The sequence below is a fragment of the Actinokineospora globicatena genome, from assembly GCF_024171945.1.
Taxonomy (GTDB): Bacteria; Actinomycetota; Actinomycetes; order Mycobacteriales; family Pseudonocardiaceae; genus Actinokineospora; species Actinokineospora globicatena.
Window position 1 is genome coordinate 534,031 of record NZ_JAMTCR010000003.1, and the last position, 25,282, is coordinate 559,312.

General features: G+C 70.2%; 25 protein-coding genes. 12 read left to right on the forward strand and 13 right to left on the reverse strand.

Going from position 1 to position 25,282, the window contains the following annotated elements:
- Positions 1 to 28 precede the first annotated feature (28 nt).
- Positions 29 to 901 carry an intradiol ring-cleavage dioxygenase gene (locus LV79_RS15810; RefSeq protein ID WP_253837240.1) on the forward strand — a complete coding sequence of 291 codons (873 nt, stop codon included), beginning with the start codon at positions 29 to 31 and terminating at the stop codon, positions 899 to 901.
- 23 nt (positions 902 to 924) lie between these two features.
- The gene (locus LV79_RS15815; RefSeq protein ID WP_253837242.1) at positions 925 to 1,482 is read left to right on the forward strand and encodes a DUF4262 domain-containing protein; all 558 of its coding nucleotides are present in this window, start codon (positions 925 to 927) and stop codon (positions 1,480 to 1,482) included.
- Positions 1,483 to 1,515: 33 nt separating this feature from the next.
- Here LV79_RS15815 and LV79_RS15820 read toward each other — a convergent pair whose 3' ends face one another.
- Together LV79_RS15820 and LV79_RS15825 are read right to left on the reverse strand one after the other, a co-directional pair.
- Positions 1,516 to 2,745 carry an NAD(P)/FAD-dependent oxidoreductase gene (locus tag LV79_RS15820; protein WP_425547594.1) on the reverse strand — a complete coding sequence of 410 codons (1,230 nt, stop codon included), beginning with the start codon at positions 2,743 to 2,745 and terminating at the stop codon, positions 1,516 to 1,518.
- Positions 2,746 to 2,808: 63 nt separating this feature from the next.
- Positions 2,809 to 3,135 carry a plasmid stabilization protein gene (locus LV79_RS15825; RefSeq protein ID WP_253837243.1) on the reverse strand — a complete coding sequence of 109 codons (327 nt, stop codon included), beginning with the start codon at positions 3,133 to 3,135 and terminating at the stop codon, positions 2,809 to 2,811.
- Positions 3,136 to 3,251: 116 nt separating this feature from the next.
- Between LV79_RS15825 and ligA the strand changes: the two genes are divergently transcribed.
- The 5 genes from ligA (at position 3,252) to LV79_RS15850 (ending at position 8,721) form a co-directional block, all read left to right on the forward strand.
- On the forward strand, positions 3,252 to 5,246 hold the full coding sequence (gene ligA / locus LV79_RS15830) for an NAD-dependent DNA ligase LigA (RefSeq protein ID WP_253837249.1): 1,995 nt from the start codon (positions 3,252 to 3,254) through the stop codon (positions 5,244 to 5,246).
- Between the two features lie 263 nt (positions 5,247 to 5,509).
- Positions 5,510 to 6,403: an SDR family oxidoreductase gene (locus tag LV79_RS15835; protein ID WP_308208939.1), complete on the forward strand. Its 894-nt coding sequence runs from the start codon at positions 5,510 to 5,512 to the stop codon at positions 6,401 to 6,403.
- A gap of 72 nt (positions 6,404 to 6,475) precedes the next feature.
- A complete protein-coding gene (locus LV79_RS15840) occupies positions 6,476 to 7,093 on the forward strand; it encodes a DUF47 domain-containing protein (RefSeq protein WP_253837250.1) in 618 nt (205 codons plus the stop codon).
- 1 nt (position 7,094) lies between these two features.
- A complete protein-coding gene (locus LV79_RS15845; RefSeq protein ID WP_253837253.1) occupies positions 7,095 to 8,090 on the forward strand; it encodes an inorganic phosphate transporter in 996 nt (331 codons plus the stop codon).
- Positions 8,091 to 8,184: 94 nt separating this feature from the next.
- Positions 8,185 to 8,721, forward strand: a complete 537-nt coding sequence (locus LV79_RS15850) for a GyrI-like domain-containing protein (protein WP_372495356.1) — start codon at positions 8,185 to 8,187, stop codon at positions 8,719 to 8,721.
- On the opposite strand, the gene LV79_RS15855 is transcribed toward LV79_RS15850, so the two are convergent.
- The 3 genes from LV79_RS15855 to LV79_RS15865 form a co-directional block, all read right to left on the reverse strand.
- Positions 8,714 to 9,805: a chymotrypsin family serine protease gene (locus tag LV79_RS15855; protein ID WP_253837266.1), complete on the reverse strand. Its 1,092-nt coding sequence runs from the start codon at positions 9,803 to 9,805 to the stop codon at positions 8,714 to 8,716. The two genes, LV79_RS15850 and LV79_RS15855, sit on opposite strands and share 8 nt — an antisense overlap.
- Positions 9,806 to 9,881: 76 nt before the next feature.
- Positions 9,882 to 10,793 (reverse strand): class A beta-lactamase, encoded by a 912-nt coding sequence (bla, locus tag LV79_RS15860; protein ID WP_253837268.1) that lies wholly within the window; start codon positions 10,791 to 10,793, stop codon positions 9,882 to 9,884.
- A gap of 25 nt (positions 10,794 to 10,818) precedes the next feature.
- The gene (locus tag LV79_RS15865) at positions 10,819 to 11,253 is read right to left on the reverse strand and encodes a VOC family protein (RefSeq protein WP_253837270.1); all 435 of its coding nucleotides are present in this window, start codon (positions 11,251 to 11,253) and stop codon (positions 10,819 to 10,821) included.
- 260 nt (positions 11,254 to 11,513) lie between these two features.
- Between LV79_RS15865 and LV79_RS15870 the strand changes: the two genes are divergently transcribed.
- Entirely contained in the window at positions 11,514 to 11,906 is a 393-nt protein-coding gene (locus tag LV79_RS15870; RefSeq protein WP_285470102.1) for an NUDIX domain-containing protein, read from the forward strand.
- A 39-nt stretch (positions 11,907 to 11,945) separates the two neighbouring features.
- Here LV79_RS15870 and LV79_RS15875 read toward each other — a convergent pair whose 3' ends face one another.
- From LV79_RS15875 to LV79_RS15890, 4 genes are all read right to left on the reverse strand, one after another.
- Positions 11,946 to 13,415 carry an alpha-amylase family protein gene (locus tag LV79_RS15875; RefSeq protein WP_253837272.1) on the reverse strand — a complete coding sequence of 490 codons (1,470 nt, stop codon included), beginning with the start codon at positions 13,413 to 13,415 and terminating at the stop codon, positions 11,946 to 11,948.
- Positions 13,412 to 16,069 carry an MGH1-like glycoside hydrolase domain-containing protein gene (locus tag LV79_RS15880; protein ID WP_253837274.1) on the reverse strand — a complete coding sequence of 886 codons (2,658 nt, stop codon included), beginning with the start codon at positions 16,067 to 16,069 and terminating at the stop codon, positions 13,412 to 13,414. The genes LV79_RS15875 and LV79_RS15880 overlap by 4 nt, the downstream gene beginning before the upstream one ends.
- Before the next feature lie 65 nt (positions 16,070 to 16,134).
- Positions 16,135 to 16,581 carry a DUF7144 family membrane protein gene (locus tag LV79_RS15885; RefSeq protein WP_253837276.1) on the reverse strand — a complete coding sequence of 149 codons (447 nt, stop codon included), beginning with the start codon at positions 16,579 to 16,581 and terminating at the stop codon, positions 16,135 to 16,137.
- Positions 16,578 to 17,717, reverse strand: a complete 1,140-nt coding sequence (locus tag LV79_RS15890) for an AI-2E family transporter (protein WP_253837278.1) — start codon at positions 17,715 to 17,717, stop codon at positions 16,578 to 16,580. The genes LV79_RS15885 and LV79_RS15890 overlap by 4 nt, the downstream gene beginning before the upstream one ends.
- A gap of 104 nt (positions 17,718 to 17,821) precedes the next feature.
- On the opposite strand from LV79_RS15890, the gene LV79_RS15895 reads away from it, so the two are divergent.
- Together LV79_RS15895 and LV79_RS15900 are read left to right on the forward strand one after the other, a co-directional pair.
- Positions 17,822 to 19,708 (forward strand): glycoside hydrolase family 15 protein, encoded by a 1,887-nt coding sequence (locus LV79_RS15895; RefSeq protein WP_285470241.1) that lies wholly within the window; start codon positions 17,822 to 17,824, stop codon positions 19,706 to 19,708.
- The gene (locus LV79_RS15900) at positions 19,705 to 20,214 is read left to right on the forward strand and encodes a potassium channel family protein (protein ID WP_253837282.1); all 510 of its coding nucleotides are present in this window, start codon (positions 19,705 to 19,707) and stop codon (positions 20,212 to 20,214) included. Before LV79_RS15895 ends, LV79_RS15900 begins: the two co-directional genes overlap by 4 nt.
- Before the next feature lie 217 nt (positions 20,215 to 20,431).
- On the opposite strand, the gene LV79_RS33930 is transcribed toward LV79_RS15900, so the two are convergent.
- Both LV79_RS33930 and LV79_RS15905 read right to left on the reverse strand, forming a co-directional pair.
- Entirely contained in the window at positions 20,432 to 20,563 is a 132-nt protein-coding gene (locus LV79_RS33930) for a hypothetical protein (RefSeq protein WP_285470101.1), read from the reverse strand.
- The gene (locus LV79_RS15905; RefSeq protein WP_285470099.1) at positions 20,560 to 21,891 is read right to left on the reverse strand and encodes an MFS transporter; all 1,332 of its coding nucleotides are present in this window, start codon (positions 21,889 to 21,891) and stop codon (positions 20,560 to 20,562) included. The genes LV79_RS33930 and LV79_RS15905 overlap by 4 nt, the downstream gene beginning before the upstream one ends.
- A gap of 241 nt (positions 21,892 to 22,132) precedes the next feature.
- Here LV79_RS15905 and LV79_RS15910 point away from each other — a divergent pair, with 241 nt between their 5' ends.
- Both LV79_RS15910 and LV79_RS34485 read left to right on the forward strand, forming a co-directional pair.
- Positions 22,133 to 23,119, forward strand: a complete 987-nt coding sequence (locus tag LV79_RS15910) for a hypothetical protein (RefSeq protein ID WP_253837285.1) — start codon at positions 22,133 to 22,135, stop codon at positions 23,117 to 23,119.
- On the forward strand, positions 23,116 to 24,450 hold the full coding sequence (locus LV79_RS34485) for a DUF1269 domain-containing protein (protein WP_308208940.1): 1,335 nt from the start codon (positions 23,116 to 23,118) through the stop codon (positions 24,448 to 24,450). The genes LV79_RS15910 and LV79_RS34485 overlap by 4 nt, the downstream gene beginning before the upstream one ends.
- Positions 24,451 to 24,626: 176 nt before the next feature.
- Here LV79_RS34485 and LV79_RS15920 read toward each other — a convergent pair whose 3' ends face one another.
- Together LV79_RS15920 and LV79_RS15925 are read right to left on the reverse strand one after the other, a co-directional pair.
- Positions 24,627 to 24,812, reverse strand: a complete 186-nt coding sequence (locus LV79_RS15920) for a hypothetical protein (RefSeq protein WP_253837287.1) — start codon at positions 24,810 to 24,812, stop codon at positions 24,627 to 24,629.
- 205 nt (positions 24,813 to 25,017) lie between these two features.
- A complete protein-coding gene (locus LV79_RS15925; protein ID WP_253837290.1) occupies positions 25,018 to 25,278 on the reverse strand; it encodes a hypothetical protein in 261 nt (86 codons plus the stop codon).
- Between the last annotated feature and the right edge of the window lie 4 nt (positions 25,279 to 25,282).

Consider the following 25,282-nt stretch of genomic DNA (forward strand, 5'->3'; position numbering starts at 1 on the left):
GGCTGGGTCGACTGCCAGGAGGGTGGCAATGGGTTCCCAGGCGCTGGATCACGAAGAGGGCAAGCGGGTCAGCAGGCGGACGCTGGTGTTCGGGAGCCTGACGCTGGCCGGGGTGGTCGCGGCGTGCGGGGGCGAGGAGTCGTCGACGAGCGGCGCGTCGACCACGGCGGCCGCGGGCGCTGATCCGGCCGTGCTGCTGACGGAGGCGACGACGTGCACGCTGTCGCCGACCACGACGCAGGGGCCGTACTACTTCGACGCCGACAAGGTGCGCGGCGACATCCGTGAAAACCGGCAGGGCATGCGGCTGGACCTCGCGCTGAAGGTGGTCGACAGCGAGGGGTGCGGGCCGCTCAAGGACGTCGTGGTCGAGATCTGGCACTGCGACGCGGCGGGTCTGTACTCCGGCGCGGAGTCGCAGTCGACCGGTGGTGGCGGTGAGGGCATGCCCAGCGGGGCGCCTCCGGCCGGTCTCGCCCCGCCCAGCGGTGGTAGGCCTGGTGGGGGTGGCCCGCCGGGTGGTGGCGGGGCGGGCAACGTGGCCGACCTCGTGCCGACCGACGACAAGCGCTACCTGCGCGGCGCCCAGGTCACCGACGCGCAGGGCCTCGTCCGCTTCACGACCGTCTGGCCCGGCTGGTACCGGGGCCGCACCGTCCACGTCCACGCGATGGTGCACCTCGCCAACACCAAGGCCCTCACCACCCAGCTCATGTTCGACGAGGCCCTCAACGACGAGGTCTTCACCACCGCGCCCTACGCGACGCACACCGGCCGCGACACCACCAACGGCGACGACACCATCTACAACGACTCGATGCTCCTCACCGTCCAGCAGGCGGGCGACTCCTACCTGGCCGCGAAGGTCCTCGCCGTCGACGCCGACAAGGACGGTGCCTGACCCGCCCAGTACCGTCTCGCCCCATGTCCTCCGATGACACCGCCTGCCTGTGCTTCGTGTGCCGGGACTACGGCGACCGCGACCAGCTCGACAGCATCGACACCGGCTTGATCGGCCACGTGGCCGACCCGGGCTGGGGCGTCCTGGCGATCCCGGAGGACGAGATCAGCGCGGGCTGGGCGTTCACCGTCGGCCTGTGGCACAGCTACCGCTCCCCCGAACTCGCCCTCTTCGGCCTCGACGTCGAGGACTCGATCACCTTCCTCAACTCCGTCGGCGCCCTGGTGGCCGCGGGCCAGCAGCTCAAGCCCGGCGACGAACTCGACCAGGTCATCGACGACCACGTCGTGGCGGTCCACCCCACCGACCCGATCTGGCACGGCGACTTCTTCGGCACCGCCCTCGGCTTCTACCGAGCCACCCCCGACGTCCCCTTCCTCCAACTGACCTGGCCCGACCCCGACGGCCACCACCCCGGGCACGCCGAGTTCGCCGAGCACCTGGCCCACCTCCAGCCCCAACTCTGGCTCCCCCGCGACCAACACCCCGACGGCCCCTGGATCCTCGAAGACGAAGACTGACCCAGCGCCTCGTCGCAACGAAGGCCTGGGCCGTCAGGCGAGGCTGTCCAACGGGTGGTCGGGGTCGGCCAGGACTGCGGGGTCGATCGGCCCGGTGGAGCGGATGAGGGACTTGATGGGGTCGCCGACGTCCCAGGTGTTGACGTTGATGGCGGCGTTGACCTTGCCGTCGGCCAGCCAGAAGGCGATGAACTCGCGGGCGGCTACGTCGCCTCGGAAGACGACCTCGTGTGGGCGGCCGGGGTCGACGTAGCCGTGGTACTCCATGCCGAGGTCGTACTGGTCGGTGAAGAAGTACGGCAACTCGTCGTACTCGGTCTGGTTGCCGAGCATGTTCGCGGCGGCGACGGTGGGCTGGTTGAGGGCGTTGGCCCAGTGTTCGACCCGGATGTGCTTGCCCAGCAACGGGTGGAAGGCGCTGGCGACGTCCCCCGCGGCGAACACGTTCGGGTCGTCGGTGCGCAAACCGGCGTCGACCACGATGCCGTTGTCCACCCGCAGCCCCGCTTGCTCGGCGAGCCGCGTGTTGGGTTCGGCCCCGACGGCCACGAGGACGGCCTCGGCGGCGATCTCCGTGCCGTCGGCCAAGCGGACGCCGGTGACCTTCCCGTCGGCGGTGGTGATCTCGCTGACGGACACGCCACCCCGCAGGTCGACGTCGTGCGAGCGGTGCAGGTCGGCGAAGATCGCGCCGAGTTCGGGGCCGAGCGCACGCAGCAAGGGGAGTTCGGACGTGCCCAGCACGGTGACGGCCACATCCGCCTGCCTCGCCGCCGCGGCGACCTCCAGGCCGATCCAGCCCGAGCCGATCACCACCAGCCGGGACACGCGGTCAAGCGTCTCCTTGACGCGCTCGGAGTCGGCGAGCTGCCGCAGGTAGAGCACTCCGTCCGCCGTGGCGCCGGGGATGTGGAGTGTCCGGGGGCGCGCGCCGGTGGTCAGCAGCAGCTTGTCGTACCGGACCCCGCCGCCCGCGATCTCGACCAGCCTGCCGCCACGGTCGATGGCGGTGACCTCGGTCCCCAGCTGCAGGTCGACATCGTGCTCGCGATACCACTCCTCGGCGTGCACGAAGATGTCGTCGCGTTCCCCCTTGCCCAGCAGGAGGTCCTTGGACAACGGCGGTCGCTCGTACGGCCGGTGCGCCTCGTCCCCGAGCACCGTGATCGTCCCGTCGAAGCCACTCCCCCGCAGCCCCTCGGCGGCTTTCGCGCCCGCCATCCCCGCGCCGACGATGACGAACCCCTGCTGGCTCACGGTCACGCCCTCCACTCCGTCGAGTCAGCCCAAGCTACCGCGATCTCGTCCACCGGGCCCAGCTCGCACTCACCTGCCGAGGGCCTTCTCCAGCTCCTTCTTGGTCATGGTCGAGCGCCCCTTGACGCCGCGCTGCCTCGCCTCGTTGTACAGCTGGTCCTTGGTCGGCCCCTTGGGTCCCTTGCGGCCGGACCGCAATCCGCCACGGCGCTGCGGGGACATGTCGTTCACGGAGGACCGGCTGGCCTGCTTCGCCTCACCCGCCTGGGCGCGGTTCTTGTTGACCGTCCGTGCGGCGATCTCCTTGGCCTCCTTCTCGGAGGCGCCTTGGTCCTCGGCGGAGTCCTTGATGTGCTCGTACTGCCGTTCCCGCTTGTTGCTCCACGCCTGCGGCATCGCCGTCCTCCGCTCTGCTCGGTCCACTCGCCCGGAGGGATACCCCGGGCCCGCGCCGGTCATGCGCCGCCGCGCGAGCGATCGCACTGTCAGTGGCTGCGGGTAACGTCCGCGTCGTGAACGTGGAGGAACGCATCCGGGAGCTCGCCGACCAGGTCGTGGCGTTGCGCGACGCCTACTACCGGGGCTCACCGAGGGTGGCCGACGCCGAGTACGACGCCGTCGAGGACGAGCTGCGGGAGCTGGTCGCGACCAACCCGGAGCTGGCGCCGGACCCGAACCCGCTGGACCAGGTGGGCGCGCCCACAGTGCTGCACGCCCCGGTCCGGCACTCGCGGCCGATGCTGTCGCTGGAGAAGGCGACCACGGCGGAGCAGGTCGCGGCGTTCTTCGGGCGGTTCCCCGGCCAGTCGGTCGTGGTGATGCCGAAGCTGGACGGGCTGTCGCTGGCGCTGGTCTACGAGGACGGGCGGCTGGTCCGCGCGGTCACCCGCGGTGACGGCACGACGGGTGACGACGTGACCCCCCTGGTCCGGGCGCTGACCGACGGGCTGCCCGAGCGGATCGACGCGCCGGGCCGGGTGGAGGTGCGCGGCGAGGCGGTCATGTTGCGGTCCACCTTCGCCGCCTACAACCAGGCACACGCGGACAAGCCGTTGATCAACCCGCGCAACGCCGCCGCGGGCACCCTGCGCGCCAAGGACCCGGCCACGGTCGCCGAGCGGCGCCTGTTCTTCTTCGCCTTCGACCTCGACACCTCCACCCCCGACAGCGCGGACGCCGACCTCGAGCGCGCGCTGCGGACGCTGGGCTTCAGCGGCGCCGACATGCGGCACTGCCAGGACGCCGACGCCGCCGCGCAGGTCATCGCCGGGATCGAGCAGCGGCGCGACGAGCTGGACTACGACCTCGACGGCGCCGTGCTGCGGCTGGCCGACCGCGTCGCCTACGCCGCCGCCGGGACCAGGTCGAACTCCCCGCGCGGAGCGCTGGCGTACAAGTTCGCCGCCGAGGAGCGCACCACGATCCTGGAGGACGTGGTCTGGGACGTGGGCAAGACCGGCAAGATCGCCCCGGTCGCGCACTTGGCGCCGGTGTTCGTCGGCGGCACCACGGTCACCCGCGCCACCCTGGCCAACCAGGAGGTCATCCGGGCCCGCGGCATCAAGATCGGCGACACGGTGCTGGTCCGCCGCGCCGGTGACGTCATCCCGTTCGTCGCGGGCGTGCTCGACGAGTCCCAGCGCACCGGCGCCGAGCGCGACATCGTGCCGCCGTCGACGTGCCCGTCGTGCGAGCAGGAGCTGGTCGAGCAGGGCAACAGCCGGGAGTTGTTCTGCACCAACACCGCCTGCCCCGCGCAGACCGTGCGCCGGTTGATCCACTGGGCCTCCCGCGCGGCGGCCGACATCGACGCCATCGGCGGCGTGTGGATCGAACGGCTCGCCGAGGCCGGCCTGCTGGAGAACCCGTCGGACTTCTACACCCTGACCAAGGAGCAACTCCTGGAGTTCGACCGGGTCGGCGAGGTGTCGGCCACCCGCATGATCGACTCGATCGTGGCGAGCCGCGCGGTGGGTCTGCGCCGGGCCCTGATCGGCCTGGCGATCCCGATGGCCTCCGAGGGCACCGCGACCCGGTTGTGCCGTGCGGGTTTCGCGTCCCTCGAGGACGTCGCCGACGCGGACGAGGAACGCCTCGTCGCCGTTGAGGACATCGGCCCCAAGGTCGCCGCCTCGCTGTCCGAGCACCTCGGCAGACTCCGCCCGGAACTCCAGCGCCTACGGGACTGCGGCGTCTCCCTGGACGTCCGCGACGAGGACCTCCCACCGGTCGTCGCCACGGACGCGCCGCTGGCGGGCAAGACCGTCGTCGTCACCGGCTCGCTCAACGACCCCCGCTCCGGCGAGAAGGTCCCCCGCCCCACCTTCCAACGCCTGTGCGAGAAGGCAGGCGCGACCACCGCCACATCCGTCTCGGCCAACACCGACCTCCTGATCACCGGCACGGACGTCGGCGCCAGCAAGCTCACCAAGGCCGAGAAACTCGGTGTCGAGGTCGTTGACCAATCCCTAGTGTGGGCCCAACTGATCGAGGCCAAGATCGTGTAGGCACTTGCCCGCCGATGGTGCGGATCCGTCGTTGGGGCAACGACGGCGGCCAGGCGACTCCGCCGCGGTGGATGCGACCCAATCAAGTCACCACGTGGTGTCTGACCAAGTGGTCTTGGCGTTGACGGTCCGCGGAAAGTCCCAAAGGGAGCGATGGCTGCCCATCCCGGCCTGAAGGTGCGTTTCGCCCGGTTTCGCGGTTTGGGGGGTGTGGTCGGGGGCATCCCTGGGGCGATCCGTGACCCCAGCACAGGAGGCGCCCGATGGCTGACCAGAGCACGCGCCGCGATCCGCGCACCCAGTACCCGGGCCCGGTGGCCGACGGGGACGACATCGAGCACCCGGGGCGGACCAGCCAGATGGACAGCGAGCCCGACCACGGGGAGCGCACGTACCGGGGGTCCGGACGGCTCACCGACACCGCAGCCGTCATCACCGGGGGTGACTCCGGCATCGGCCGCGCGGTGGCGATCGCGTTCGCCCGCGAGGGGGCTGACGTGCTGATCACGTGCCTGCCGGACGAGGAGGAGGACGCCAAGGCCACGGCGGCGTTGGTCACCGACGCGGGGCGGCGGGCCGAGGTCGTGCTCGCGGACCTGACCGTGGAGTCCGAGAACGCGCGGGTCGTGGACCAGGCCGTCGCCGCGTTCGGTCGGATCGACGTGCTGGTGTGCAACGCCGCCTACCAGATGTCGCGCGACGGCGGCTTGGCCGAGATCGACACCGCCCAGTTCGACCGAGTCCTCAAGACCAACGTCTACGCCCTGTTCTGGCTCTGCAAGGCTGCCCTACCGCACCTGGGGCCGGGCGCGTCGATCATCACGACGTCCTCCGTCCAGGCGTTCCAGCCGTCCCCGCACCTGCTCGACTACGCCGCGTCCAAGGGCGCGATCGTGAACTTCACCAAGGGCCTGGCGCTGGACCTCGTCGACCGGGGCATCCGGGTCAACTCGGTGGCGCCCGGGCCGGTGTGGACACCGCTGATCCCGGCGACCATGCCGCCCGACAAGGTCAAGTCCTTCGGCGCCCAAGCTCCCCTCGGCCGCCCCGCGCAGCCCGCCGAACTCGCCCCCACCTACGTCTACCTGGCCTCCCAGGAGTCCGGCTACGTCACCGGCGAGACCATCGCCGTCACCGGCGGCTCCCCCATCACCTGATCCCGCGCACGTCCAGACGCGACAGTTGCTCCCCCTGGGACCCAGCCGGGAGGGGAGAGCTTAGGGTGCACCGTGCGGTTCAACCTCCTGCCTACGGACACGGCCTTCTACGACCTCTTCGGGAAGTCGGCCAACCACCTCGTCGACGGCGCGCGGCTGCTGGCCGGGCTGCTCGGCCCCGGTAGCGACCACGCCGAGGTGGCCGAGCGGGTGAGAGAGGTCGAGCACCGCTGCGACGAGGTCACGCACGAGACGATCCGCCGGTTGAACTCGACGTTCATCACCCCGTTCGACCGGGAGGACATCTACCGGCTGGCTGGCGGGCTCGACGACGTCATGGACGACATGGAGGCCGCCGCCGACTACGTCCACCTCTACGCGATCGCGGACCTCCCGCCGGGCGCGGCCGAGCAGATCGACCTGCTCGGGAAGGCGGCCGACCTCACCGCGGCCGCGATGCCCCGGCTGCGCGACATGCGCGGTCTCGACGAGTACTGGATCGAGGTCAACCGGCTGGAGAACCTCGGCGACGGCATCTACCGCAAGAGCCTGGCGACGCTGTTCTCCGGCGCCTACGACGCGCTGACCGTCATGCGGCTGCGCGACGTGGTGGAGCAGCTGGAGGCGGCGCTCGACTCGTTCGAGAAGGTCGCCAACATCGTCGAGCAAATCGCCGTCAAGGAATCCTGACGTGGAGTTCGCGCTCGTCATCGCGGTCGTCGTCATCGCGCTGGCCTTCGACTACACCAACGGCTTCCACGACGCCGCCAACGCCATCGCCACCTCCATCTCCACCAGGGCGCTCACCCCGAAGACGGCGCTGCTGCTCGCCGCGGTGATGAACCTGGTCGGCGCCCTGGTGTCCGAGGGCGTCGCGAGCACCATCGGCAGCGGCATCATCTCGCCGCCGGGGGACTCCAAGGGCCTGGTGGTGGTGCTGGCCGGGCTGATCGGGGCCATCACCTGGAACCTGATCACCTGGTGGCGCGGCCTGCCCTCGTCCTCGTCGCACGCGCTGATCGGCGGGCTCATCGGCGCCGGGCTGGTCGCGTCGGTGACGGTGCACTGGTCGGTCATCGTCGGCAAGGTCCTGGTCCCGATGGTGGTGTCCCCGCTGATCGGCTTCTGCCTGGCCTACGCCGTCATGGTCGCCATCGCCTGGCTGTTCCGCCGCGGCTCGCCGAGCCGGGTCAACCGCGGCTTCCGCACTGCCCAGTCGGTCTCGGCGGCGGCCCTCGCGTTCGGCCACGGCCTGCAGGACGCGCAGAAGACGATGGGCGTCATCGTCCTGGCCCTGGCGACCGCCGGTCTGCACACGGGCAGCGACGTACCGCTGTGGGTCAAGCTCGCCGCCGCCACCGCCATTGCCCTCGGCACCTACGCGGGCGGCTGGCGCATCATGCGCACCCTGGGCCGCCGAGTGATCAAACTCGACCCGGCCAGGGGCGTCGCCGCCGACCTCACAGCCTCCAGCGTCCTCTACGTCATGGCCATCGGCCTGCACGCCCCGGTCTCCACCACCCACACCATCAGCTCCGCCATCATGGGCGTAGGCGCCACCCGCCGACTCTCAGCCGTCCGCTGGGGCGTAGCAGGCACCATCGTCTCCGCCTGGATCCTCACCATCCCGATGTCCGCCCTCTTCGCCGGCACCACCTACGCCGTGCTCGCCCTGGTCATCCCCTGACTCCGGCGTGACACCAACCCCGAGAGGGACTGTGGACAACTACGACGTCAAGAAGGAGGGGGTGGGGTATTCGGCGCGGCGGGGGCGGGTCGAGGTGGTTGAGGTGCCGGTGATGCGGTTCTTGATGGCTGATGGGCACGGCGATCCCAACACGTCCGAGCGGTACCGTGAGGTGGTGTCGGCGTTGTATGCGACCTCCTACGCGGTGCGGGCGGTGGCGAAGGCGGAGCTGGGGCGGGTGCACACCGTTGGGCCGTTGGAGGGGTTGTGGTCGGCGGCGGATCTGGGGGTGTTCCACACTCGGGACAAGGATGCCTGGCAGTGGACGTTGATGATCGTGCAGCCGGAGTGGGTGACGCCGGAGGTCGTGGCGGTCGCGAAGGAGCGGAAGCCGCAGGAGACCGACGTGCGGTTCGAGGAGTTCCACGAGGGTACATGCATCCAGACACTCCACATCGGACCCTACGACGCAGAAGGTCCGACCATCGCCCGGATGCATGACGAGTTCATGCCCGCCGAGAACCTCACCCCGCGCGGACGCCACCACGAGATCTACCTCTCCGACGCCCGCCGCACGGATCCGGCCAAGCTGCGGACGATCCTCCGCCAGCCGGTGCGGTCGATCAGCTGACCGCGATGGTGGCCCCGAAGCGCCCGGCGACGGTGCTCCACTTGTGCGCGAACATCGTCGCGCCGCTGTGTCCGATGTGGAGTCCTCGGATCAGGATGCCGGTGCCGTCCGGGTGGTAGGCGTAGAACGGCGCGCCCGAGTCGCCCTTGATGGACGGGGTGCCGCCGGAGTAGGCGATCAGGTTCTTGGTGCAGGTGTTGGCCGGGTCGCACAGGGTGGCGGTCAGGCTGGTGACCTTGTTGCCGCACCGCTCGCCGGTCATGATGCCGCTGCGGCAGTACCCGGTGTAGTTGAGGCCCGGATCGGCAGCACCCTTGACCTTGGTCTGCGTGCCGACGGTGTCACCCTTGTAGACGTTGTTCGTGTACGTGCTGCCGCCGAGGAGTTCCATGTCGAAGGTGGGGAGCGGCTCGCGGAACTTGACCGTGCCCCACGAGTGCGCGTTGACCGGCGACGTGATCGCCTTGCCGACGGCGAAGCAGTGCCCCGCGGTCACCATGAACCGCACGTTCGCCGCGTTGAGCACGGTGAACCCGGCGGAGCACGCGTTGACGCCGTCGGTGATCGCGGCGCCACCCCAGTGCGGCGCTGCGTCGTTCTGCCGGGAGTCGCGGCCGGTGTCAGCCTGCCGGTAGGTGATCACGCCGGGGTGCGCCCGCAGGACCGGGGCGATCACCTCCAGCGGCGCGTCCGTGCCCACCGCGACGGTGGCGGCCTCGGCGTCGAAGTAGAACCCGTAGGAGTACCGGCCTGCCTCGGCGTGCCACGCTCGTCGTTCCACATCGGCTAGGGCCGCGTCGACCTGGTCGTGGGTGAGAGCACTGCGGGTGAGCCGAATCCGTGCTCCGGGGACCCGGAAGTCCTCCTCGGTGGCGGCACTTCCCGGGCCACTCGCGGGCAACACCACGACAAACACCTGCCCGTCGGCGTACACCCCGAGCGCCGAGCTGGCCTCGACACGCGCCGAGACGGCGGCGTGGACAGCGTCCGGATCACTGGCTTCAGCACCCGCTTCGCCTGTGGACACCATCACCGCCGAAGCGACTAGGACAACGCTGGCGACAATCCTCCGTGCGAACGACATCGTGGGTCCCCGATCATTGCGTGGTTGACCGGTAGTCGCCGCGCGGTGTCCATTCGATAGGGGGCGTACCGGTGAATCACCCGTTAGGGGCAAGGACGCGGGCCACGACCCGAGCTGTGTCGGCGATCAAGGCATCCGCCCGTTCGGCCCCTTCCTCGTCCCGACTCGTCATCACGACCACCACGATCGGCGCCCGCCCCGGCGGCCACACCACAGCGATGTCGTGACGCCCACCGTAGGATGCGCTGCCGGTCTTGTCGCCGACCACCCAGTCCGCTGGCACCCCGGCCCGGATGACGTCCTCGCCGGTGGTGTTGCCGCGCAGCCAGTCGACGAGCAACGGGCGGTCCTCATCGGACAGTGCGTTGCCGACAACGAACTGTCGCAGGTCCGCCGCCATCGCCCTGGGCGTGCTGGTGTCCCTGGTGTCTCCCGGCACGGCGGAGTTCAGGTCGGGCTCTTCGCGATCCACCGAGGTGACCTGGTCGCCGATACCCCTGAGCTTCGCCTGCAACCCAGACGGCCCGCCGACGCGCCGGAGCAGCAGGTTGCCCGCGGTGTTGTCGCTGTACCGCACGGCGGCGTCGCACAGTTCACGCCAGGTCATCGTGCCGCCGACCGCCCGCTCGGTGATCGGCGAGTACTCCAGCAGGTCGGCCGCCAAGATCGGCACCGGCTCGTCCAACTGCTGCGGGGTGGTCGCGTCCAACACCAGTGCCGCCGCGAACGCCTTGAACGTTGACGCATAAGCGAACCGGTCATCCGCTCGATACGCGACCGCTCGCTCACTACCAGTGTCCACTGCGTACACCCCGAGCCGGGCATCGTACTTGCCCGCCAACTGCTCGAACTCACGCGCGGGATCGTCGACCTCCGCCAGCTGACTGGACGACGGAGCCGTCGATGTCCCACCTGGAATCGGTCCCGCCGAGGACGAACACCCCGCCACGACCACTGCCGCCACCACGACCCACAATCGCTGGCTCACGCCCGCGAACACCCCTCCACCACGGTCAGTCGAGGCAGAACTCGTTGCCCTCAACGTCCTGCATCACGATGCAGGACTCGTTCTCCTCGTCCGCCTCCAGCAACTGCACCCGCATGGCACCGAGCGCGATCAACCTCGCGCACTCGGTCTCAAGCGCGGCGAGCCGCTCCTCCCCCACCAACCCGGTACCGACTCGAACGTCGAGGTGCACCCGGTTCTTGACCACCTTGCCCTCAGGAACCCGCTGGAAGTACAGCCGAGGCCCCGCTCCCGACGGATCGCCGCAGGCGAACGACGCCCCCTGCCTCTCCACGGGCAGCGAACGATAGAACTCCGTCCAATTCGCGAACCCCTCAGGCGGCGGCGGTACGACGTACCCCAACACCTCGCACCAGAACCGAGCCACCCGCTCCGGCTCCGCGCAGTCAAAGGTGACCTGAACCTGCCTCACCAACCCCATGCCCCCACCATAGCCGTCCACCTGGCACGAGGCGCGATGGCTATGGGACGGCCCCGGGCGAGCCGAACCACGTCGGAGCGTCCTAGGGGCCGCAGGCGCGGTTAGCGGTTGTGCACTTCCTGCGGGCAGTCGCGCCATAGGGTGGGTTCGTGATTGATCAGAAGACGGTGGATGCGGCTGTTGTTGATGCGGGGCTTGCGCTGGCGGAGTTCGAGGGTGCGCGGGCGTGGTTGAGGGATAGGCCGAGGCTGGTGGATCCGGTGGCGGCTGAGGTTTGGGTTGTTGATCCGGGGTTTGGGCACGTCGTGCTGGTGCGGCACCACACGCGGGGGTGGGTACCGCCGGGTGGGACTGTTGAGGCTGGTGAGGTGCCGCGGGTGGCGGCTAAGCGGGAGTTGGCGGAAGAGGCGGGGGTTGTGGCTGAGTTGCTGCCGGTGCCCGCAGCCGTCTCGGTCAGGTCGTTCCGGGCTGACTACGCGCCCACCTTGAGCCTGTCGTACGGCGCGATCGTGCCGCTGGACACGCCGCTGGGTGGTGAGACCGGTCAACCAGCGCGGTGGCACGACCTGGATGAGGTGTGGGACAGCATGTTCCCCCAGGACCGGGACCGCATCCGTGCCTACGTCCGGTGGCTGGCAGAACAGGCGGTCTGACCCCGGGCGGACAACGGTGGTCCACCCGGGGTCGGACTGTCACTCGATGGCGAAGAGGTGGTGGTGCCACGGGGGAAGAGAGACGAACAGGCCCTCTGCGGCGAGTTCGTCGCCCTCGCGGTGGTAGGTCTGCTTGTTGAGGAGTTCGGTCAACTGATGGCTGCGCCCACGTAGATCCGACCACGGCAGCGGGACGCGCGCCTGGGACGGAGTCGCTGACAGGTTCACCACAATCAGGTACCGGCGGCCCCTCGCCGGCGTCCACGACCAGGCCAGGAGGTTGCGGTGGCTGTGGTTGTCCGGCCAGCCATAGGGTTCGGCCAGGGTCCAGGTTCCCGTGCGCACCTGTTCGGCGGCGATGGTGAAGACGAGTTCGTCGTACCAGGCGGCCAGTTCGTGGTCGATCGGTTCGTCCGGGGCCCGGCGCAGGAACACAGGCGGGCGGGTGCGGCGGCCCTCGAACTGGCCCTCCTGCCACAGCGTCGCGCCGGGCAGGGTCGCGAGCACCACGGCGGCGGCGCGTTCAGCGTCGTTCGGGAGCTCGTTGGCGACCCGGGGTTCGTCGTGGTTCTCCAGGAAGCGCATGAGGTGGTTCTGGTAGTCGACGGCCGCGCTCAGGTGGTCGCGGACGGCGGAGGGGTCGAGTCCGATCACGCGGTCGTAGAGCCGCTTGTCGTAGCAGTAGTCGAAGCCCTGTTGCTGCAGCTCCCACTCCAAATCCCAGTAGGCCTCCGCGATCAGGACCGTCCCGGGATGCAGAGCGCGCAACGCGGGCAGGACCGTGGGCCAGAAGTCCTCAGCCGGAGCGGGACCGACGCGGTCACCCCAGGTCTTGGCGAACACGTCGTTGGTGGGCAGCATGGCCATGTCGCAGCGGATGCCGTCGCACTGGTCGGCGATGTCGGACAACGTGCGCACCGCAGCGGCGCGGGCGGCGGTCGAGAAAGCGTTCAACTGCAACACATCCGGCCACGGCGGGAAGTACGGGTCGCGGCCGCGGGCGATGATCTGGTCTCCCACCGCGAGCCAGGCCTTCGGGTCCGCCGCGAGATCCTCCAGATCCCCCCGCACGAACGCCTCCGGGGTCTCCAGCACCCACGGGTGGTCGGGCGCGACGTGGTTGGGCACGTAGTCCAGCACCAGCAGCACGCCACGGTCAGCGAGCGCCGAACGGGCCGCCGCCAGGCCTTCCGGACCGCCGAGAGCCTCTTCCACCACATAGCGGCGGACGCAGTAGGGCGAGCCCACCACATCGTCGTCGTGCAGGTCCGGCAGGGCTTGCTCGAACGACTCGCGGATGCTCTCGTCGACCAGGGTGAGCCCCACCTTGCTCCGCTCCCACACCCCCATCAGCCACACCGCGTCGATCCCCGGCCGGGTTATCGCGTCCCAGGCGGCGGCCGGGACGTCGCCCAGGGTCACGGTCCGACCCGCGGCGCGGGAAAGGCCGTTGAGCCAGGTCGTCGTGTTCACCTCGTAGATCACCGGTCGGGCGAGCAACTCGGTCATCGCCGCACCTCCGTCCGTCGTGCGCCGCGGAACAGCAACGGCAGGAGCGCCACCGTCCCGGTCCACCCGGTCTGGTGGCTGGCGCCGAGCCCCGTGCCGTCGTCGCCGTGGAAGTACTCGTGGAACAGCACCAGGTCCCGCCAGTGCGGGTCGTCGCGCAGCAGTGCTCGCCGACCGTGGGCGGGGCGTCCGCCGTCGGGGCCGGGGAGGAACAGCCGGGTGAGCCGCTCGCTGATCTCCTTGGCCACCTCGCGCAGCGTCATCAGCTGCCCGGAGCCGGTCGGACACTCCACTGTGAACTCGTCACCGAAGTAGGCGTACAGGTTGAGCAATCCCCGGATCAGCATCACGTTGATCGGGAACCACACCGGCCCGCGCCAGTTGGAGTTGCCGCCGAACATGCCGCTGTCGGACTCGGCGGGCAGGTACCCGACGCCGTGCTCCTGACCATCCACACTGAACACGTATGGATTCGCCAGGTGCCACCGCGACACCGAGCGGATGCCGTGCGGGCTGAGGAACTCCTCTTCGTCGAGCATCCGAGATAGGATGCGCCGCAACCGCTGCTCGTCGAACAAGGCGAACAACGCCGGGCCGGACTCTTTCGCCTGTTTGCCGTGTGCCCACAGCGCCGCCGTGACGGCCGGGTGCTGGTCGAGGAACTCGGTGGTCTCCTCCACGATCCCGGGGAAGCGGGTGCGCGCCCCACCGTCCACAACGGTCGCAGCGGCAAGCGGGATCAACCCGACAACGGATCGGACCTTCAGCGGCACCGAACTGCCGTCGGGTCGCCGCAGGACGTCGTAGAAGAAGCCGTCCTCCTCGTCCCACAGGCCGACCCCATCGGGACCGACGTGACTGGTAGCCGCAGCGATCCAGGCGTAGTTCTCCAGCAGCGTCTGCGCCTGCTCCACGTAAGCCGGGTCGTCTTCGGCCAGTTCGAGCGCGATGCGGGCGAGGCTCTGGGCATAGAGCGCCATCCACGCCGTGCCGTCGGCTTGGTCGATCCGGCCGCCGGTGGGCAGCGGCGCGTTGCGGTCGAACACCCCGATGTTGTCCAGGCCGAGGAAGCCGCCCTGGAAGATGTTGCGCCCGTCGGCGTCCTTGCGGTTGAGCCACCAGCCGAAGTCGCGGGTCAGCTTGGCGAACGCGTCGACCAGGAACCTCCGGTCGCCCTTGCCCTGCAACGCCTTTTCTTGCTCGTAGACGAACAGCACCGCCCAGGCGTGCACGGGTGGGTTGGCGTCGCCGAAGTTCCACTCGTAGGCGGGCAGTTGACCGTTCGGGTGCTGGTAGCGCCGGTCGAGCAGCAGTTCCAGTTGGTGCTTGGCGAACACCGGGTCGACCACGGCCAGTGCCACCGCGTGGAAGGCGAGGTCCCACGCCGCGAACCACGGGTACTCCCACTTGTCCGGCATGGAGATGATGTCCTCGGCCACCAGGTGCCGCCAGTCGTGGTTGCGCAACGACGACGTGCCGAGCGGGTCCGCGCCCTGTTCGGTGAGCCAGCGCTCGACGTCGAGCGAGTAGTACTGTTTGGACCACAGCATCCCGGCCAACGCTTGGCGCGTCACCGCTCGCTCGTCATCGGTGAGTTCGCCCGCGGTCACCTCGGCGTAGAACTCGTCGGCTTCCGCGCGCCGCGCCGTGAACACGTCGTCGAAGTCGAGAAACGCCTCACCCGAGCTAGCGTAGTGGTTGTCGCTCAACCGAACCCGCACTGTCGCGCTCCCGCCGGCGGGGACGCGGAACTGGCAGTGCGCGGCGGCCTTGGTCCCGGTCCCACTCGGGTCGACCGCTGAGGAGTCCCCTCGTACGACCGCGCGATCGATGCCGTCCTTGACGTACGGCGTGGCGCTGGCCGAGCCGAACACACGCTTGTCGTCGGTCTCGTTGCCGGTCACCAGCACTGGCGCGGCCTGGTCGACGTAGAGCCAGCGGCTGCCTAACTCATCGCTCTCAGCGTGCACCACCGCGTGGTCCTGCGCCCCGGCGACCGCCGTGAGAGTCGGCCGCTCCTCGCCCCCGGCCCACGACCACGTGTGCCGGAACCACAGTGTCGGCAGCACGTGCAGGTCAGCGGCGTCCGGGCCACGGTTGTGCACCGTCACGAGCATCAGGACGTCGTCGGGCCCGTCTTTGGCGTACTCCACGACGACGTCGAAGTACCGGTTGTCGTCGAAGATCCCCGTGTCGAGCAGGTCGTACTCGGGATCGGACCGGCCACGTCTGCGGTTCTCCGCGACCAGGTCCGCGTAGGGGAACTCGGCCTGCGGGTACTTGTAGAGCATCTTCAGGTACGACGAGGTGGGTGTGGCGTCGAGGTAGAAGTAGCACTCCTTGACGTCCTCGCCGTGGTTGCCCTCGCTGTTGGACAGGCCGAACAGCCGCTCCTTGAGGATCGGGTCGGCGCCGTTCCACAACGCGGGCGACAGGCACAGCAGCTGCCGCTCGTCGCAGATCCCGGCCAGTCCGTCCTCGCCCCACCGGTACGCCCGGTACCTGGCCTGGTCGTGGGTGAACGACGCCCAGGCGTCGCCCCCGCTCCGGTCCTCGCGCACCGTGCCCCACTGCCGTTCGCCCAGGTACGGGCCCCAGCGGCGCCAGGGCACCCCCATGTCCGCCTCGCCCAACCGCTGGTGTTCCGCTCGCATGCCGTCCCTCCCGTTCCGAGCTTCCCTCCCGTTGCGCATGTCCTTCCCGTTCGGGGCGGTGCCGGTCACGGCCGCTCGATTTCCGAGCCGTGCACGACGATGGCCCACACGACCACGACGCACAGGCCGATCATGATCGTCGACCACACCGGTTGCACCGACAGGAAGCCGATCTGGGCGATGGCGTTGACGACCACGAACAGCACCGCGACGATCCGGGCCCACACCGCGCCGGTCCACAATGCCGCCCCCGCGACGGCGATCAGGGCGCCCAGCACGAGGTGCGTCCAGCCCCACCCGGTCAGGTCGAACAGCAGGATCTGGGACGGACCCGCGACGTAGAAGTCGTCCTGCACCAGCGCCACCAGGCCCTCGATGAACCCGAAGATGCCGATGACGATCATCATGATGCCCGCGAAGCCGATCCAGCCCGCCCACGGGCCGTTGCGGGTCGGCCCGCCGTGCCACGAGTAGTCGCTGTACTCGGCCGTGCGACGCGCTTGCTCGGTCATGTCGGTTCCTTCCGTCCGGTTGTGGTCTCCCGTGGATCACGCTGGTCGCTGGGCCGCTCGGTCGCTTCCTCCGGAGCAGACGATCCTGTGCGCGACCGCGCCCACAGCAGCGCCCCGACCCACCCGGCCCTCGGGTCGATGTCCACCAGCAGGGCCCCTGCCAGCAGCGTCACCGGGACCGCGAGCAGCATCCCCAGCGGCCCCAGCACCCACCCCCAGAAGATGAGTGCCACGAACGCCGTCGTCGCGGACAGGCCGACGGCGTCGCCGGTCACGCGCGGCTGGATCAGCGACTGGACGATGAAGTTGACGATCACGTACACCGCGCACACCACCAGTGCCTGCTTCGGCCCCTCCCCGAGGAGAGCCAGCAGCACCGGTGGGGCGAGTCCCAAGAGGAAGCCGATGTTGGGGATGTAGTTGGTGACGAAGGACAACAGGCCCCACAGCAAGGCCAGCGGGACGCCGATGATCGCCAGGGCGACGGTGTCGACCACGGCGATCAGCAGGCCGAACAACGTCGTGACCGCCAGGTACCGGCGCGTCCTGGCGGCCACGTCGCGCAGTGCGTCCACCAGTTCGGGCCGGTCGGAGGCGATGGCCGCCAACCGGTCCCCCGCGCCACTGGTCTCGGCGGCGAGGAAGAACAGCAGGGCCAACAGGAACACCAGGTTCGTGGTCAGCCCCGCTACCCCGCCGAGCAGCGATCCCAGCGACGACAGCATCCGCACCGGGTCGACCGAGTCCACGGCCTCGCGCAGCGCGTTGGGATCGCCCACGACGCGCCCCACCAGGTCAGCGCCGCTCACCACGAGTTGTCGCCCGCGATCGGCGTACCCGGGCAGCAGCGTGCTCAGCTGCGCGACGGACGCGACCACGACCAGCCCGACGGCGATCAGCACCCCGTACACCACAACGACAGTCGCCGTCGTGGCCACCCAGGGCTTGACTCCTCGCCTGCGCAAGCGGTGGTGCACGGGGGCGATGGCGACCACGATCATCAGGGCCAGCAGCGCGGGCGCGACCAACCACGCCGCCGTCCGCAGACCCGCGACCACCACGACCACCGACGCGCAGCCCAGCAGGATCACCAAACCCCGCGGCAGCAACCCTGTCGCGTCAACCCGTTCCGCCATGGCGCCTCCTGTGTCCGGGAACGACACCGTGGCACGGCGGTGGACCACCGATCTTCACCCTTCGTGGAGGAGGGTCGCGGGTGGGTCACCTCGTGCGTGCGGGGCTGCGGGAGTGTCGGCGGCGCAAGGCTGTCACCATGGGCACCTCTGAGTACGCGCGGATCGCTGACCACGGCCTGATCGGCGACCTGCGGACGACCGCGCTAGTGGCCACCGACGGCACGATCGACTGGTGGTGCGTACCGCGTTTCGACTCGCCGAGCGTGTTCGCGTCCCTTGTGGACCAACGAACCGGTGGGCACTGCCGGATCCGGCCTGCTCGGTCCGACGCCCCGGGGCGTCAGCTGTACTTCCCCGACACCGCGGTGCTGATCACCCGGTTCAGCACCGACGAGGGCATCGGCGAGGTGGTCGACTTCATGCCGCCGTCGCCGGATCCGGCGGACGCGACCCCGAGGTGGCTGGTCAGGATGGTGCGGTGCGTGCGCGGGCGGATGGACTTCCGGCTCGACATCGCTCCCCGGTTCGACTACGGGCGTGCGCTGCACCAGACCGTCGTGACAGATGAGGGTGCGTTGTTCGAGAGCGCCGACACTTCCGTTGTGCTGCACACGATCCGCGAGCCAGGTGACACGGGAATGCGCCTCGTCGGAGAGCTGGACCTGCACGCGGAGATCACGCTGGAGACCGGTCAGGTGCGCGGGATCGTGCTGGAGCAAAATCCGTTGGGCCCGCCGCGCGCTTTGCCGGTCGCCGAGGTAGAACGCGCCTTCCAGGACACCGTTCGGTTCTGGCACACCTGGTTGTCCCGTTCCACTTACCAGGGCCGGTGGCGTGAGGCGGTCGACCGGTCCGCGATCACCCTGAAGCTCCTGACGCACGCACCCAGCGGCGCCCTCGTCGCGGCACCGACAGCTGGGCTGCCTGAGCAGCTCGGCGGTGAGCGGAACTGGGACTACCGCTACACCTGGGTCAGGGACGCGTCGTTCGCGGTGTCGTCGCTGCTCGACCTCGGGTTCACCGACGAGGCCACGGCGTTCGCCCGGTGGTTGGCCGACCGCTACGAGGAGGGCGGGATCGGCCCGAGCGGTCCGCTGCGCGTCCTCTACCGGGTCGACGGGTCGCCGGACGTGCCCGAGCAGGTCCTCGACCACTGGGAGGGCCACCGGGGATCGGCCCCGGTCCGCGTCGGCAACGCGGCGGGCGACCAGCTGCAGCTCGACATCTACGGCGAGCTGTTCGACGCGCTCTACCGCGCCCACCAGCACGGGCTGCGGGTCGGGCGCCCCGGGTGGCGGGCGCTGTGCGGTCTGCTCGACTGGCTGGCGGACAACTGGGACCGGACCGACGAGGGGATCTGGGAGACCCGGGGCGGCAGGCGCGATTTCACCTACGGCCGGGTGATGAGCTGGGTGGCGTTCGACCGCGGTCTGCGGCTCGCGGCGGAGCTGGGCCTGCCCGCGCCGGTCGAGCGGTGGCGCGCGGCCAGGGACCTCGTCCACGACCAGGTGTGGCAACACGGCTGGAACCCGGAGCGCCGCGCGTTCACCCAGCAGTACGGCGGCGAGGTGCTGGACGCGTCCCTGCTGCGGATGGCCAGGGCGGGGTTCGTCGCACCGCAGGAACCGGCCTGGCTGGACACGCTCGCGGCGATGGAGCGGGACCTGGTCGTGGACGGCCAGGTGCTGCGTTACGACCCGGCCGCGTCGCCGGACGGCCTGGTCGGGTCGGAGGGGACGTTCTCGTTGTGCACCTTCGACTACGTCGGGGCGTTGGCGCGTAGTGGGCGCAGCGCCGAGGCCCGCTTGCTGTTCGAGCGGGCGTTGACCCACGCCAACCACCTCGGGCTGCACGCGGAGGAGATCGGCCCGACTGGGGAGCAGCTGGGGAACTTCCCGCAGGCCTTCACCCACCTCGCGCTGATCGACGCCGCGGTCACGCTTGACCGGTTGTGCGGCACTGAGCCGGGGCCTGGGCTGTGGGTCGGGTGAGGCATCGTCGAAGGGCGGCGATCGGGCAGTTGGTGGCCACCTGCTCGGTCCTGGTGGCCGGGTACGCCTGGCTGCCTGATGCCGCGCCCACCGCAGGCGGGATCGTCGTGCGGTGGGCGGTCGGGCTCGGGGTGGTGGCGGCTGTGCTGATCTGGCAGGTGCGGGCCATCGCGCGGTCCCACCACCCCGTGCGGCGTGGGGTCCAGGCGTTGGTGCTGGTGGTCACGCTGTTCTTGCTGGTCTTCGCCAAGACCTACCACCTGCTGGCGGCGGACGGCGGGGCGTTCGACGGACCTCTGGGCAAGGGCGACGCCCTGTACTTCACCGTCACGGTCTTCGCCACCGTCGGCTTCGGCGACATCGTCGCCGTCTCCCCCACCGCCCGCCTCCTGGTCACCCTCCAAATGCTCGGCGACCTACTCCTCCTCGGCGGCGCCGCCCGACTCCTCGTGACGGTCGCCCGCAACCGCCGCCGCGAGGTCGACGACTCCGGGCACCCGAGCTAGGTCCGTAACCGGCCCACCAGGTACACAGCCCGCGGTCACCTCACGCGGGCTGACCGGCTCGGGGCCGGAGTAGTGCTACCCGAAGGCCCGCGATCGCCATCCCGGCAACCACGGTCGAGGCCGTGTCCGAGGGACGGTCACCTCGCTATCGCGGCAGGCCACGGCCAAGTTCCGACACGTCGCGACCTCACTGGCGGTGTGGCTGTCCGTCAGCCCTCTAGAACTCGAAGCCATCGACAGCGTCGATCACGAAAGCCAGCCGCTTGGCGCCTGCCGGGATGCGGTTCGGACACGCCGCGGTAGCCCTGGTGAATGCAGCGGCTGACAGCAGTGCGACGGCGCTGGTCATGCGGGTTGACCGGCTCGGGGCAGCAATAGTGCTACCCCAAGGCCCGCGATCGCCACGCCGGCGAGTACGCCCAGGGCCGTGGCGAAGGGAGGCCCGCCCGCTGTCGTGGCCACGATGGAGCCGGCTAGCGCGGTGCCCAGGGAGGAGCCGAGGTTCGAGGCGCTGCGGGAGACGCCGGAGATGGCGCCTTGGGCGGGGTCGGGCCAGGCGGATTGGACGAGGGTCACCGAGGCGGTGAGCATGATGCCGATGCCGGTGCCGAGCAGCAGGAGGCCGGGGGCGAACGCCAGCAGGCTGGTTTCCGCGTCCACGAGGATCCACACCAGTGCGACGCCGGTGGCGGTGATGGCGAAGCCGGTGCGGACCAGGCCGCGGAGGGAGTGCCTGCGGGCCATTCGTTCCGCTACCGCCGCCGAGGCCAGCATGCCGATGGTGGCGGGGATCAGCACGAGGCCGGTGCGGATCGCGTCCAGGCCCCTCGCCTCCTGGAGGTACACCGAGATCACGAAGAACGCGCCCTGGAGCACCAGCCACTGCAGCAGCTGCGTCACCAGGCCGAGGTTCGACACGAGGGAGCGGAAGAGCCAAGGAGGGCACAACGGATCGGCGGCCGTGCGGATGTGCCGGGAGAAGGCCCACAGGACAACGGCTCCCAGTCCGACCGGCACCCACACCTGCCACGCCGCCCAGCCGTACGCGCCAGTGCACAGGATGCCGACCACGACGAGGAACAGCCCGGCCGCTGACAGCACGGCGCCTTGGACGTCGAACGAGCGTCGTGGTCCGCGCGGCACCGGGTCGACCACCCGGCGCGACCACACCAGGACCAGGGCCACGACCGCCACCTGGAGCAGGAACGACGCCCGCCACCCGACGCCGGTGGTGACGAGCCCGCCGATCAGCGGTCCCGCCGCCGCGCCGAGGCCACCCGCGGCGCTGACCAGGCCGAAGTTGCGGGCCCGGGTCGCGACGTCATCGAACAGGACGGTCACCAGGATGTAGATGGGCGGGATCATCAGCGCCGAGCCGATCCCCTCGAGCAACGAGTACCCGAGGGTGAGCAACAGCGGTCCCGGCGCGAGAGCGGCGAGCAACGCGCCGACCCCGTAGACAACGAGGCCGCCGACGAAGCACGCCTTGCGGCCGAGGATGTCGGTCAGCCTGCTCCCGGTGACCATCAGGGCGGCCATCGTGAGGGTGAACAGCGTGATGGTGGTCTGCACGCCGGTCACCGTCGTGCCGAGGTCGTCGGCGATCGCGCTGATCGACACCGTCATGGTGGTCGCCGCGTAGCTCGCGATGAACTGCGCGAGCGCCAACGGTGCCACCGCGGCACCCCGTCGCGCGGTCACCCGCGACCCCGATCCGTTCCACTGGCAACCACGGAGACCTCCTGTTGTCGGGTTCGGTCTCACCGTGGCACCGCGCGAGGCCCGGCTCGTCACCCGAGGCGGACGACCCCTGCCCCGGGTTCACCCGCCTCGGGTGTCGTCCCCCACCGGTGCCGCCCACGACCCTCGTCGTCGGGGTGGTCCGCCCGGCCCGCCACCGAGCAGCGGAGGAAGTCCTGTGCGCACACCAATCCTCGTCGGCGAGCGCGACGTGGTCGACGTGGTCCGCCCCGTCCACCCGGTCGCGTCCGTCTACACCAGACCGTCGCGCGACGTGCCGTGGGGCACCCGGTTGAGCGATCTGGTGGACCGCCTGCACGAGAACGGGGCGGACGAGGCGACGATCGACGATGTCGTGTCCGCGTTGCAGTACGAACCGGCCACCGCGGTGGCGGTGTTCGCAGACGGCGGTAACGTGCCCGCGATGTACGCCACTCCGGGGCGCAATGGTCCAGACCTCGTCCAGGTCGGCGCGGCGCATATGTTGCCACTGCTCGAATGGTCCCAGGAAATGCCGACCTGCGTGCTGGTCGTGGAGGAGCGCGCGACGGTGTGGGTGACGGTGTCGCCCGGTCGCTTGGTCGCGACCGTTGTCGAACCGGTGCGGTGCGCTGCTGAGACCGCGGTGGCCGCCTGCGGTGTCGCTCTAGGACGGTCTTGCGCACGGCTGGTCGCGGTGCGCGGCAGTGATCGGCTCGTCGAGCGGCTGCGCGACGCGTTCGGACCTGACGTCACGGTTCGGCCGGTGCGCACGCCAACAGCCGCACGCCTCACCGGGCTCGCACGGACAACCGCGGCGTTGTGGACGGCCGGGAAGGTGGCGGACCTGGCTGAGCGGTCGCACCAGCCGGGCCACACGGTCCAAGGGGTCGACGAGACGCTCGACGCGCTCGCCCGTGGGACCGTTCAGGACCTGCTGGTGACGACCGGGTCCAGCGGAGGACCTTCGGCGTGGTTCGGCGCCAAGGCCCGGCAGGTGCGGCCATTCGACGACAGCGTGCCGCCCGCCTGGGTGCGGCGGCGGGGAGCGGCGGCCGATGTCGCCGTCCGCGCTGCCCTGCTCAGCGGTGCGTCCGTCCGCGTGCTGCGGCCCGGCCTTCCCGGCTCACCTGAGGGCGGGTTGGGCGGGCTGTGCCGGTTCCCACTCAGCGTGGTGCGGTCATGACCGGCGAGATCCTGCACCTGCGGACGGGTTTCGACTCGACCTGGCGCGGATTCCGCCGCGGTCAGGTGCGGCGGTACGTGCAGGACATCGAGACCGAACTCGAACTGGTCGTCGCGGACCGGGATGCCATGGTCGAGTCACTCGACCGCGTGGTCGCAGAACTTGAGTCGGCCAGGGGCGAGAACCGCGAGCTGCGCCAACGACTCGACCGGGTCTGCCGCACGCCGATCGACCTCGCTGGAACCTCCGAACGCCTGCGGCACATGGTGGAGCTGGCCAGTGACGAGGCGGCGGAGATCACCGGTCGGGCACGGGCGGCCGCTGAACGGTCGTGGTCGGTGATCCGCGATGCCGAGGCCGCGCACCGCCGTCGTCACGAGTGGCTCATCGCGGACCTGAAGGCGCAGCGCGAGCAGGCCGAGACCGCGCACCGGGCGTCGCTGCGCCGCACCCACGAGGTGCTCGCCGTCCTCACCGCGCAGGCCGAGAAACGGCGGCACGAGCTGGATGTCCGGGCCGAGCGGTTGCGGGAGCAGATCAAGCTCGACTTCGACCTGGCGATGTCCGTGCGCCGATCCGAGGCCGTGCGGGCACACGCCGAGGAAGAGCGTGCCGCACGGGAGCACGCTGAGCGGATCGTTCGTGTCGCGGAGCAACGGGTGTCCGTCCTCATGGGACACCACGATCGGGTCGCGGCGAGTCTGCGATCGGTCGGGCAGGTGCTCGCCGGTGCCCACACGGCCCTGGGGACGATCACCCCGGCCGGACGAAGCGCGGACGGTCGTCCCCCGGCTGGACTGGTACCTGATCGCACCCAACGACACGCAGGAGGTGGTGGCATGGCTACCCTGACCATCTGGCGGTTCGACTCGGCCGTCGGCGCGGACGACGCGGCCAAGCAGCTCGCGGACCTGGCCAAGCGCGAGGTCATCGAGATCCACGACGCGGCCGTCGTCAGCTGGCCGCTCGACCGCAAGAAGCCGAAGATCCGCCAGGTGAAGGACCTGCGCGGTCGGGCGGCGCTCACCGGCGCGTTCTGGGGGACGCTGCTGGGACTGCTGTTCCTGGTGCCGGTGCTCGGCGCCGCCGTCGGTGCCGCGACCGGCGCGCTGACCGCGAACCTGGGGGACTTCGGCATCGACGACGACCTGGTCAAGGAGACCAGGGACAAGGTCACCCCCGGCACGTCGGCGCTGTTCCTGCTCAGCTCCGGCGCGGTGATCGACAAGGTCCGCCACGCGTTCGCCGGGGGCACGCCGCCCGAGCTGCTCTACACCAACCTGTCCACCGAGCAGGAGAAGGTCCTGCGCGAGGTCTTCGCCGACGACTGACCAGACTCGCGCGCCGCCCCGTTCGTCGGGGTGCGGGGCGGCGCGCTTCCTCTCAGCGGCCGGTCGTCACACAGACGACCGGCCGCTGAGTCGTCCCACACCGTCCAGAGGTAGCCAAAAGCCCGGGGCACATTACGTGTCCCGGGCTTTCCGCGTCGATCAAGACCACTGTGGACTCAAGGCGCGTGCCGCGTGCCCAACGCCTCCACCACGAACCGCACCACCGGGGCGTCCAACACATCGATGACGGCGCCAGTGACCGCGTCCGGCGGATCATCCGGATTGGCCGTGCGCTTGGCCGAGGCCAGCAACGCCACGACGAACACCACCGAGACCAACCCCTTGCGCCGTGCTGAACCCATGATCTCCTCCTCCACAACGGAACCCAGGACCAGCCTCGCGCTCCCCACCGCCCCCGACTTCCTCCGCCAGAGGTGATCAGCGACCCGCTCGCCACGCTCAAGACGCCGCACCGCTTTGGTCAGGCTCGAGGACACAGGCATGCGGAAGCCCGGCGCTGCAGGGCTTGGAAGAGGTGTGGACGCGCGGGCAGGCCGAAGGAGATGATCAGTGGCCCGCCGATCGGGCGGCGAACACCTCGGGTGTGGCGCCGGAGGCGGTCCTCGGGTTGGCCGGGATCACGAGGGCGGGGACTGGTCCGGCCAGCGCGGGTCGTCCCACGGGTCGGTTGTCCGCCACCGGGGCGGCGGTGGGGGTGCGCGGGTCGCAGCGCGCACACCGCACACCCGGCGCCCCGGGCAGATCAGCGTCGATCCCGCCCGGGACGAACCGCATCAGGCCGTCGAGCCGGGCGTCCCCGGTCCGCACCCCC

Excerpts from the sequence above, each read along its gene's own strand:
- LV79_RS15865 (WP_253837270.1), bottom strand. The coding sequence starts at position 11,253 with ATGGGGTTGGTGAGGCAGGTTCAGGTCACCTTTGACTGCGCGGAGCCG.
- LV79_RS15855 (WP_253837266.1), bottom strand. The coding sequence starts at position 9,805 with ATGTCGTTCGCACGGAGGATTGTCGCCAGCGTTGTCCTAGTCGCTTCG.
- LV79_RS15875 (WP_253837272.1), bottom strand. The coding sequence starts at position 13,415 with ATGACCGAGTTGCTCGCCCGACCGGTGATCTACGAGGTGAACACGACG.
- LV79_RS15880 (WP_253837274.1), bottom strand. The coding sequence starts at position 16,069 with ATGCGAGCGGAACACCAGCGGTTGGGCGAGGCGGACATGGGGGTGCCC.
- LV79_RS34485 (WP_308208940.1), top strand. The coding sequence starts at position 23,116 with ATGACCGGCGAGATCCTGCACCTGCGGACGGGTTTCGACTCGACCTGG.
- LV79_RS15835 (WP_308208939.1), top strand. The coding sequence starts at position 5,510 with ATGGCTGACCAGAGCACGCGCCGCGATCCGCGCACCCAGTACCCGGGC.
- LV79_RS15810 (WP_253837240.1), top strand. The coding sequence starts at position 29 with ATGGGTTCCCAGGCGCTGGATCACGAAGAGGGCAAGCGGGTCAGCAGG.
- LV79_RS15825 (WP_253837243.1), bottom strand. The coding sequence starts at position 3,135 with ATGCCGCAGGCGTGGAGCAACAAGCGGGAACGGCAGTACGAGCACATC.
- LV79_RS15920 (WP_253837287.1), bottom strand. The coding sequence starts at position 24,812 with ATGGGTTCAGCACGGCGCAAGGGGTTGGTCTCGGTGGTGTTCGTCGTG.
- LV79_RS33930 (WP_285470101.1), bottom strand. The coding sequence starts at position 20,563 with ATGACCAGCGCCGTCGCACTGCTGTCAGCCGCTGCATTCACCAGGGCT.
- LV79_RS15885 (WP_253837276.1), bottom strand. The coding sequence starts at position 16,581 with ATGACCGAGCAAGCGCGTCGCACGGCCGAGTACAGCGACTACTCGTGG.
- LV79_RS15890 (WP_253837278.1), bottom strand. The coding sequence starts at position 17,717 with ATGGCGGAACGGGTTGACGCGACAGGGTTGCTGCCGCGGGGTTTGGTG.
- LV79_RS15815 (WP_253837242.1), top strand. The coding sequence starts at position 925 with ATGTCCTCCGATGACACCGCCTGCCTGTGCTTCGTGTGCCGGGACTAC.